The sequence below is a fragment of the Compostibacillus humi genome, assembly GCF_014637175.1.
GTDB lineage: Bacteria > Bacillota > Bacilli > Bacillales > Amphibacillaceae > Oceanobacillus > Oceanobacillus humi.
In genome coordinates this window covers 21,185-30,349 of the sequence record NZ_BMEV01000042.1, presented here as the reverse complement: position 1 = coordinate 30,349, position 9,165 = coordinate 21,185, and the positions used below count along the sequence as shown (strand labels likewise).

Sequence of the window (9,165 nt, the reverse complement as noted above, 5' to 3'; positions counted from 1 at the left end):
GTGTGGTTACTTCATAAATAACCTAAATTTAAGGGGGTGGCAAGTTTTTTTGTATAAAAACGCATTATATAGGCAATAATAATAGGTTTTACTTAAAAACTTTTGACAATACGCAAAAGCAAAAAGGGGGATATTTATGAAGAAGAAATTGTTAAGCTTATTTTCATCAGCTCTACTTATCGGTCTTCTTGCAGCTTGTGCTGGCGGTGAGGAAGACTCTTCGTCCTCATCATCAGAAAAAGGATCAAACAACGATCCAATCACACTCTACTCTCCAGAAACACCTGACCTGACGAAGGAATTGGCTGCAAAATATGAAGAATTATATGGACAGAAGGTCAATGTTCATTATGCCGGAACAAACGTACTAGTAAACCAAATGATGGCGGAAAAAGGAAATCCGCAGGCTGATGTTTGGTATGGCGGTGGCGGAATTTTGCCGTTTGAATCCGCAGTGGATAAAGGGATTATTACACAATACATCCCTGAAAGAGCTGAAGATTGGGAAGTAGTAGAAAATGGCATTAAAATGAAGCACGAAGATGGATACTATGTCGGAACTGAATTATTTGTACTAGGATTTGCTTATAATACAGAGCTTGTTTCCGAAGAAGAAGCGCCAAAAACGTGGGAAGACTTACTCGATCCAAAATGGGAAGGAAAAATTCAATTCCCAAACCCGGCAGCTTCCGGTACAGCAACCCTTATGGTGCTAAGTTACATGATGCAGCATGGAGAAGATGCCGGCTGGGAATACTTCCAAAAATTAGCTGAACAGGCCAATTCAATTCCTGACTCTGGCTCCGGTCCAACCAAAGCAGTAGCAATGGGTGAGGCCCATATTGCAGTCGGATTCGACTTTATGGCCTATGAACATCAGGCTAAAGGAGAAAGTGTCGACTTTGTTGTCCCTGATAAAACTCCAATTCTCGTAAACCCTGCTTCTCTGGTTGAAGGCGGTCCAAATCCAGAAGGCGGAAAGAAGTTTATGGACTTTATGCTTGAAGAAGAAGCACAACAAATTCTAGCAAACTGGTACCATATTCCAATTAATCCGGAAGTTGAATCAAAGACACCGTTAAATATTGATTCGATTCGCGAAAATGCAGTAGATTTAGACATTGACTGGGTAAACGAAAATTATGACCGTATCCGTAACGAATGGAAAAGCAAAATTAATTAAAGGAAGTTGATATCATGGGGTCAGTTGTACTAGAGCAACTTAGGAAAGATTTTTCCGGAGTAACTGTTCTTCAAAACATTAACTTGGATATTAATGAGGGCGAGTTTTTCGCCCTCTTAGGCCCATCTGGCTGCGGCAAAACAACAACTATGAGATGTATTGCCGGTTTTGAAACACCTACGAGCGGAACAATAAAAATCGGCGGAAAAGACGTTGCAAATTTACCGCCAAATGAACGGAACTGCGGGATGGTATTCCAAAGCTATGCCCTATTCCCGCATATGAATGTATTTGATAATGTAGCCTACAGCCTAAACATTAAAGAATTGAAGAAAAGTAACCCACTAAAAAAAATCGGTGTCTATACACGGATGTTAAACAGCAAATTAGTGAAATATCCGAAAGAAATCGAGAAAAAAGTAATGGATATTTTAGAATACGTGGAACTAACCAATCATGCCAAAAAATTAACAAGCGAACTTTCTGGCGGTCAGCAGCAGCGTGTTGCCTTAGCCAGAGCACTGGTCATGGAGCCAGAAGTATTATTAATGGATGAACCGTTATCCAACCTCGATTTAAAGCTCCGCCATACGATGCGGAATACAATTCGTCGAATCCAGCAGGATTTGAAGATTACAACAATCTTCGTTACCCATGATCAGGAAGAAGCGATGAGCATGGCGGACCGTATTGCTGTAATGAAAGATGGGGAAATTTTACAAATAGGCACACCGACTGACTTATACAGCAATCCAAAGACATCGTTTATCGCCGATTTCGTTGGTACCTCCAATATTCTTGAAGGTACTGTCGTATCTGCAGAAAATGATTTGACAATCGTCCAAGTTGGAAACCAGCAAATTAAATCAAAAATGAAGAAGGATAAAAAGGAAGTACAAGTAATTATTAGGCCAGAAAACATTATCGTATTAAATGGCGAAAATGACAACTATGATAATACATTTGAAGGTGTGATTCATCTTGCTACCTACCTTGGAAATACAGTAAGATATGATGTCAAAGTTGGCGACCATATGCTTGTTGTCGATACAATTTATGAATCCGGGGCAAATATTAAGCAAAGCGGAGAAAAGGTTCGATTAGGTGTTTCACCAGAGAGGGTGTTACTCATATGAGAAAAATAAAGAGCCTTTTCACAGGATTAGGATTAGTAAAACTACTAATCTATGGATTTTTCCTTTTATTCCTAATCATCCCGTTGTTATCCGTATTTTTAGTTGCCTTTACGAACGAACCGATTAATCTGTTTGGTTCTCTAATCAGTCTCGAACAATTGCAAACAACAATGAATCAGTTTAAAAATGCAACGTTGGATAATTTTAAGTCGATTTTTTCCTATGGACATTACTTCGAAGGGCTTATTAACAGTTTAAAGCTTTCATTTATTGTATCGATCTGGGTACTGGTTATATGTATTCCCATCGCATTTGGTATCGCCCGGACAAATATGCCGTTTAAAAAAACAATCAGTGCTCTGGTCACCGTTCCGTTAGTCATTCCTACATTTATCTCTGCCTATGCTTTTATTATCATGTTTGGCCGTGCTGGCTGGGTAACCTATATTTACGAAAAGTTAGGCGGAGAAGGAATGCTAATCGATCCGTATTCCATGACGGGAATAGCCATTGTACAAATATTTTTCTTTTTCCCATACGCATTATGGCCAATGGTTGCTGCCTTTAAGGTAAGTGACATATCCTTGGAAGAAGCATCACGAAATATGGGAGCAAAGGGCTGGTTAACCTTTATTACCGTTACCTTTCCATTGGTTATCCCTGGTATGCTTTCAACGGCACTCGTGATATTTGCTGTCAGTTTTTCTGACTTCGGTACGCCAATCATTCTGGCACCGAGTGACTTAAACCTAATCGTCGTTGATGCCTATCGTGAAATATCAGGGTTCTTTAACTGGGGAGGCGCAGCCATTTTAACGGTTATCATGATTGCCGTAGCCGGTTTTGTCTATTGGCTGCAAAATTACATGCTAAAAGGCAGGGATTATGGAGTTGTTTCCGGAAAACCGAAACAAGTGAAACTAATTGATCATAAGGCGCTAACAATCCCTTTATCGATTTTTTCTGGTTTTGTAGTTATTGTCCCGTTACTGGCAATGGGAACCGTAATCTTACAATCCTTTGCCACAACATGGGGAAAAGATCCATTACCAAACGGCTATACGCTTGACCATTATCGAACGATCTTTACCTCATCCTTAGGGAACATCCAAAACAGTCTCATCTTAGCAGCAGGCGCATTAATTCTCAGTGTTGTCTTAGCTATTTTTGTATCCTATTTCGTTGTACGTTATCGTTCTACAACATTAGACTTTATGACAACAATCCCTTTGATTGTTCCGGGTATTGCATTTGGTATTGCATTAATCCAAACCTTTAATACGGCACCGTTACAGTTGACAGGAACAGCGATTATCTTAATCATCGCCTACACAATCCGAAGGCTGCCGTACATGGTGCGATCAACGGTTGGGACGATGAAATCTATTAAGCAAGATATTGAAGAAGCTGCAGTAAATCTAGGTGCGTCTACTTTAACCGCTGCCATTACAGTCATCGGACCACTCATGCTTCCGGGAATTGCTGCAGGCTCTATTCTCGTATTTGTAACGGTAATTAAGGAAACGAGTATATCTATCTTAATGGCGCCGGCAGAATGGGCACCGATGAGTTTAGCTATATTCCAAAATGTACTCCGCGCAGAATACTATTCTGCTGCAGCAATGTCCGTTGTACTAGTTGTTATGGTCCTTGTGTTGCAGGCTATAGCGAACAGGCTGTCTGGAAGAAATGGATTATAGGTCTGTTTAGGAGGATAAAATGCAAAAGGGGTTTATTTTTGATTTAGATGGAACAGTATACATCGATAATCAATTAATTGACGGGGCAAAAGAGGCAATCGAAAAACTGAGAAAACGTGGCGATAAGGTCGTTTTCTTAACGAATAAATCCATTGAAACGATTACTGCCTATGTGAAAAAGTTAAGAAAATTGGGGATAGATGTCGGCTGGGAGCATGTTATCAATTCGAATTTATTGGTCGCAAAATATTTATCCAATCGTATTCATGAAGGAGATAAAGTGATGGTCATCGGGGAACAGCCGTTAATCGATGAATTAACGGCGATGGGGATTCCCATCACTGATGATGAAACAGAAGCAAGTTATGTAGTTTTAGGCTGGGATAGACAATTCACCTACGAAAAATTAAACCGGGCCTTTCAGGCATGGCGTAATGGAGCAACACTACTTGCAACTAATCCAGACCGCACCTGTCCAGTAGAAGGCGGGCAAATCCCGGACTGCGGAGCCATGATTGGAGCCATGGAAGGTGCTACAGGAGAAAAGGTAGAACTAATCCTTGGCAAGCCTTCCCCTCTAGCAGCAAAATTTATCGTGGAGGAGATTTTAGACCTGCCTCCGGAAAACTGCTATATCGTTGGGGACAGATTGGAAACGGATATCCGTATGGGAAATGACTACGGCATGCATTCCATTCTCGTATTAACGGGAATCACAGAAAAAAGCATGTTGAGACACTCGAAATATAAACCTAAATATGTAATAAACAGTATTAAAGAAGTGCCTGAGATTACTACAGATTTAGATTCCAAAGCTTTGGGTCCCCTGAAGAAATAGCTAGTGCTCCCGCCTCCAGCCCGGAATAGATTTCTTCTTTTTCACTGATTAGCCCTCCTGCGATAATCGGCAGGGGGGTTAGTTTTGTTAATTTATCAATAATGTGCGGCATAACTCCAGGCAGCACTTCAATGGCATCTGGCTTTGCAACATGGGCAATTTCAATCCCCTTTTTTAACGCATTATGGTCAATTAGGAACACACGCTGAATTGCCATCAGCCCCTCTTCCTTAGCATATTTAATTAGATTGTTCTTCGTTGTGATAATCCCCTTTGGTTTCCACACCTCTGCAATAAATTGAATCGCACTTCTCGTATTGGCAAGTCCTTCAATGAAATCCACATGGACAAAAACGGTTTTTCCATTTTCCTCTAAACGGTCGATATACTTTTTCGTCGTCATCAAATTGCCAGTTAGCAGAAAAATAATGTTTGAGTTACTCTGAATGGCCATATCCAAATGTTTTTCTTGCTTTACCGAAGCAATTACTTGGGACTGTACTATATCTACTATATTACTCATTGCACTCCCCACCCATTTTATTTATTAATTCATTATACCATATCTGAATTAAATGAAAGTATAAGCTAATCTATATATTTATCCTCTCAAAACACCTGCATCTTTATTAAATAAAAATATATGTTCCCTAATTACTATCTACCAGAAGAGAATTACCTCTTTCTTAAATAAAAAAGAGACTGCTGTTACAGACCATTTTGCTTAAGCACCTTTTGCTTACCAATGAATCTATTATTCTTTTGAAAACTACCAACCTCACACAAACATACTCTCCACTACTTTCCGAAATACATATAGAGTGTAGACAAAGGCACTTTTTTATGCAGTCTTTCCGTTAATTTATGGGCGACTCTAGCCAAAGTGCCCAATGTTTAAGACCGGGGCCTGTTCAAATAAGTTAGTTCTATTATTACGGTTCATCCTTCTCTCCCCTTTTTCACTTCATATTCAAGAAGAACCATCCCAGTTGGATAAACGCTTTGCTTCTTCAATGTTAATTTTCTGCGTATTCCCTGCGAACTAAGAAACGGAATGCCCTCACCAAGAAGAATGGGAATAATCGCCGGTTCAACTGTGTCAACGAGATCCCATTCCAGAAGCTGAGCAAATAGCTTCCCCCCGCCATAAAGCCAAATATCACGGCCGGGCTGGGAACGAAGTTGGCGAATCCTCGCTTCAAGTCCTTCACCGATAATCTCCACATCCGGATGATCTTGCTGCCGAAGCGATTTTGAAGCAACGATTACTTTTTTTCCGATAAAACTTCCTTCTATTGAACGGGCAATTTCATAAGTCCTCCTCCCCATAAGCAGGGTGTCAAACTGCGCGAAATGCGCCTCAAAGTCAAAAGCAGGCTCCGGTATAATCCAATCAAAGTCATCTCTAGTTCCCGCAATAAACCCATCCAAACTGCACGCTACTTGATATCGTACTCGTCTCATTCAATCACCACTCCTCTTTCAGGTTAATTTGTTCCTCATCGTGAGCCTTCATTTTTCATGTTCCTTGTTCCGCTTTTGAAACAATGGCGCCATTTGTTCTAGAAATTATGTTTGCCATTTCCGCAACGGATGAACAAGAATCCCTTGTTCCAAAAACAGCTTCGTTAAAAACTTCTCTTGATTAATAATTTTCAGAACATTTAGTTTTTACGGATAGCGTTTTTACTATTTTATAAATCTTAACATATCCTTTCCTATTGTCAAAATTTTAGGTGCATTATATTTTGCTATTTTCCATCCACGCTAACGTTTGTTTTAGTCCCTCTTTATAAGGGGTTTTTGGCAAGGGACCGATTTCCTTTTCATATTTTGAGCCGTCTAACACGACAGGCTCTTCATATAAATAGAACATTTCCACCACTTCGCGCATAAACGGATTAAATAATCCTAATAACTGAATCATTCCTTTCCGAATGGTGAACACTTTTTTAGAATAGCCCGTCATTTCCCGAAGCAAATCTACTAATTTTTCACCTGTAATCGTCTCATAAGCAGGGATATTCCATTCCTGACCGTATGCTTTTTCAGTCAAAGCTAGCGTAACGATGGCCTTTGCACCATCGGGAGTAAAAATATGTTCTCGCGCAACCTTTTGACTTCCAACATAGATGGAATGTTTATTTTGAAGTACATATGGAAGTGTGGTGCCTAACATTGTGTTTTCTGCATTCGGGCCGTAAAAATCAGGAAAATGGGCAATTACATAAGGAACCCCTGAATTCTTGATTAGTTCAATTTGCTTGAGACGCAGTTTTCCCTTTTTTGTATGGGGCTGTTTCGGTTTGTCTTCTGTTACTTTGCCATTCTGACTTCGACCATAAGCATAAATATTATCTGTCAACACTAATTTTGCTGAACTTGCTTTTACAACTTCTAAAACATTTTTCATGATTTGGAGTAAGTGTTTTTCCCATTCCTGATATGGAATATTTATGGAATGAAAGATGGCATCGCAGTCTGTTGCTGCTCGTTGTAACTGATCGATATTTAAAGCATTGCCGGTTACAATCTGAATATTTTTTTTACTCACAAATAATCGTTCGAGCTTCTTTCTATCCCTTGCAAATGCCAAAACTTGAATTCCTCTCTCCGCTAATTCATGTACAATGGAATAACCCATTCCTCCTGATGCACCAAGTACTAGCGCTTTTTTCATTAAAAATCCCCCTTTTATTAACCATTGGTCAATTAAAGAGTTATTAACCTCTGGTCCATTATATGAGTAATTACTTCAATCCTTTTAATAAAAAATTCACCAAATATTCCGCTGCATCTTCTACATCTTCATATCCAACCACTTGGCCAATATAATGGGTAACGAATCCATGCAAGGAAAGAAAGATGGACCAAATGTCACGAATCAATAACTTTCGATCAGAAAGGGTAAACAAACATTTGGCAAATTTATCGTATACAAGCATTGGCCGTTCATTGATGTAAGAACGAACTTCCTCATTCTTCGTTAAAAACATAATTTCATAATGACTTTGGTGTGTTAAGCCAAACTCGATGTAACCAAGCATGATTAATTTCATTTTCTCGATATTGTCAATATCTTTGCTTAAAATTTCCTCAAGTTTTTCGTCAAGTAAGTCAAAATGACTGTCTACAAGTGCATAAAACAATTCTGCCTTATTTTTAAAATGGTAATAAATTGCACCGTGACTGCAACGTAATTCTTTTGCAATTTGCCGCATCGATACGTTTTGATAACCATTCAATACAAATAAACTTCTTGCGGTATCCATAATCATTTCTTTAGTTAATTCATGTTGTACTTTTCTTCTTGCCACGATCGTTTCCTCCTAATTGACCACCGTTCAATAACATTGTACGCAATCACAAACTAATTGTCAAAATATATTTTTATTTCAAACTATACAAGGGAACAAACAATGATATATCTAAGAAAGACGTTCGTGTCACAAACTAATCATTCTCTCCAATCAGTCGGCACAGTCCATTGGAACAATGATAGGGATACATCTTGTCATAGGTAATTTATGAAAGCCTGCCTTTTCAAGTAAACGTGGTTACTTTTTAGTTTTAATGCTTGCAACTCCAACAATTTTGTCAATGTTTAATTAAAACATTACATACATAAGGCACCTTAGCATTAACCAAATTAATAGCCCTCAAAAGTCCATCCTGTCACTACCAGCAATACCCGCTTCTTCTATTTGTTAATTACTTCCAGCAGCTCAATAATTTTATATCTCACGTCGGGATGTAACTTTCGCAAATTTTCAAACAGAATAACAAGATCATCAGGATCATTCGGTCGTCCATGGGAAAAAAATGTAGCCATATCCGTTTCTAACGCCTTTAATAAGCGGTCCAGCATATCTATATTCGGAACGGCTTTATCATTTTCAATTTGACTAATATACGCTTGGGAAACATTCACCTTTTCAGCTAATTCGGTAGTTGTATAATTCATTGATTTTCTTAACAGTTGAAGCTTCTTGCCGATTTTTAAAGAACTCATTTTTTTTTGCACCCCTAATTGTATTATTTTGGTTGATACAAGATGACTTTATAATATATAGTTATAAACACCTTTACAAAAATAAGTATTAGTAATAAAATAGAACTTGTTGTAATAAGCAGGTAAATTTTACTGATAAGGACTTCTTGAGGGGGGTATAATTAACTATTATAAATAAAAAATGCGACTTATGTATTAAATATAAATCCCTAATATGATTCAAACCTATAAATAATTTCACATATCTTTCTTCAAAAATATATAAAAATAGGAAATTAACCCTACCATTTGCTGAA

9 protein-coding genes are annotated in these 9,165 nt (G+C 38.5%); 4 read left to right on the top strand and 5 right to left on the bottom strand.

The window, feature by feature from the left end; translation table 11 throughout:
- The first annotated feature begins 136 nt into the window (after positions 1-136).
- From IEV18_RS11325 to IEV18_RS11310, 4 genes are read left to right on the top strand one after another with little or no spacing between them, the layout of a single operon-like run.
- Complete coding sequence (locus IEV18_RS11325; RefSeq protein ID WP_188392492.1) at positions 137-1,183, top strand: ABC transporter substrate-binding protein; 1,047 nt, start codon at positions 137-139, stop codon at positions 1,181-1,183.
- Between the two features lie 14 nt (positions 1,184-1,197).
- Entirely contained in the window at positions 1,198-2,319 is a 1,122-nt protein-coding gene (locus IEV18_RS11320; protein WP_188392491.1) for an ABC transporter ATP-binding protein, read from the top strand.
- Positions 2,316-4,019 carry an ABC transporter permease gene (locus IEV18_RS11315; protein WP_188392490.1) on the top strand — a complete coding sequence of 568 codons (1,704 nt, stop codon included), beginning with the start codon at positions 2,316-2,318 and terminating at the stop codon, positions 4,017-4,019. The genes IEV18_RS11320 and IEV18_RS11315 overlap by 4 nt, the downstream gene beginning before the upstream one ends.
- A 19-nt stretch (positions 4,020-4,038) precedes the next feature.
- The gene (locus IEV18_RS11310) at positions 4,039-4,857 is read left to right on the top strand and encodes an HAD-IIA family hydrolase (RefSeq protein WP_188392489.1); all 819 of its coding nucleotides are present in this window, start codon (positions 4,039-4,041) and stop codon (positions 4,855-4,857) included.
- Here IEV18_RS11310 and IEV18_RS11305 read toward each other — a convergent pair.
- The 5 genes from IEV18_RS11305 to IEV18_RS11285 form a co-directional block, all read right to left on the bottom strand.
- On the bottom strand, positions 4,814-5,380 hold the full coding sequence (locus IEV18_RS11305; RefSeq protein ID WP_188392488.1) for a glycerol-3-phosphate responsive antiterminator: 567 nt from the start codon (positions 5,378-5,380) through the stop codon (positions 4,814-4,816). The genes IEV18_RS11310 and IEV18_RS11305 overlap by 44 nt on opposite strands.
- 416 nt (positions 5,381-5,796) lie before the next feature.
- Positions 5,797-6,321: a dihydrofolate reductase family protein gene (locus tag IEV18_RS11300; protein WP_188392487.1), complete on the bottom strand. Its 525-nt coding sequence runs from the start codon at positions 6,319-6,321 to the stop codon at positions 5,797-5,799.
- 277 nt (positions 6,322-6,598) lie between these two features.
- The gene (locus IEV18_RS11295) at positions 6,599-7,537 is read right to left on the bottom strand and encodes an SDR family NAD(P)-dependent oxidoreductase (protein ID WP_188392486.1); all 939 of its coding nucleotides are present in this window, start codon (positions 7,535-7,537) and stop codon (positions 6,599-6,601) included.
- Between the two features lie 70 nt (positions 7,538-7,607).
- Positions 7,608-8,177 (bottom strand): TetR/AcrR family transcriptional regulator, encoded by a 570-nt coding sequence (locus tag IEV18_RS11290; RefSeq protein ID WP_188392495.1) that lies wholly within the window; start codon positions 8,175-8,177, stop codon positions 7,608-7,610.
- A 380-nt stretch (positions 8,178-8,557) separates the two neighbouring features.
- Entirely contained in the window at positions 8,558-8,869 is a 312-nt protein-coding gene (locus tag IEV18_RS11285) for a helix-turn-helix domain-containing protein (RefSeq protein WP_188392485.1), read from the bottom strand.
- Between the last annotated feature and the right edge of the window lie 296 nt (positions 8,870-9,165).

Excerpts from the sequence above, each read along its gene's own strand:
- IEV18_RS11325 (WP_188392492.1), top strand. The coding sequence starts at position 137 with ATGAAGAAGAAATTGTTAAGCTTATTTTCATCAGCTCTACTTATCGGT.
- IEV18_RS11320 (WP_188392491.1), top strand. The coding sequence starts at position 1,198 with ATGGGGTCAGTTGTACTAGAGCAACTTAGGAAAGATTTTTCCGGAGTA.
- IEV18_RS11315 (WP_188392490.1), top strand. The coding sequence starts at position 2,316 with ATGAGAAAAATAAAGAGCCTTTTCACAGGATTAGGATTAGTAAAACTA.
- IEV18_RS11310 (WP_188392489.1), top strand. The coding sequence starts at position 4,039 with ATGCAAAAGGGGTTTATTTTTGATTTAGATGGAACAGTATACATCGAT.
- IEV18_RS11305 (WP_188392488.1), bottom strand. The coding sequence starts at position 5,380 with ATGAGTAATATAGTAGATATAGTACAGTCCCAAGTAATTGCTTCGGTA.
- IEV18_RS11300 (WP_188392487.1), bottom strand. The coding sequence starts at position 6,321 with ATGAGACGAGTACGATATCAAGTAGCGTGCAGTTTGGATGGGTTTATT.
- IEV18_RS11295 (WP_188392486.1), bottom strand. The coding sequence starts at position 7,537 with ATGAAAAAAGCGCTAGTACTTGGTGCATCAGGAGGAATGGGTTATTCC.
- IEV18_RS11285 (WP_188392485.1), bottom strand. The coding sequence starts at position 8,869 with ATGAGTTCTTTAAAAATCGGCAAGAAGCTTCAACTGTTAAGAAAATCA.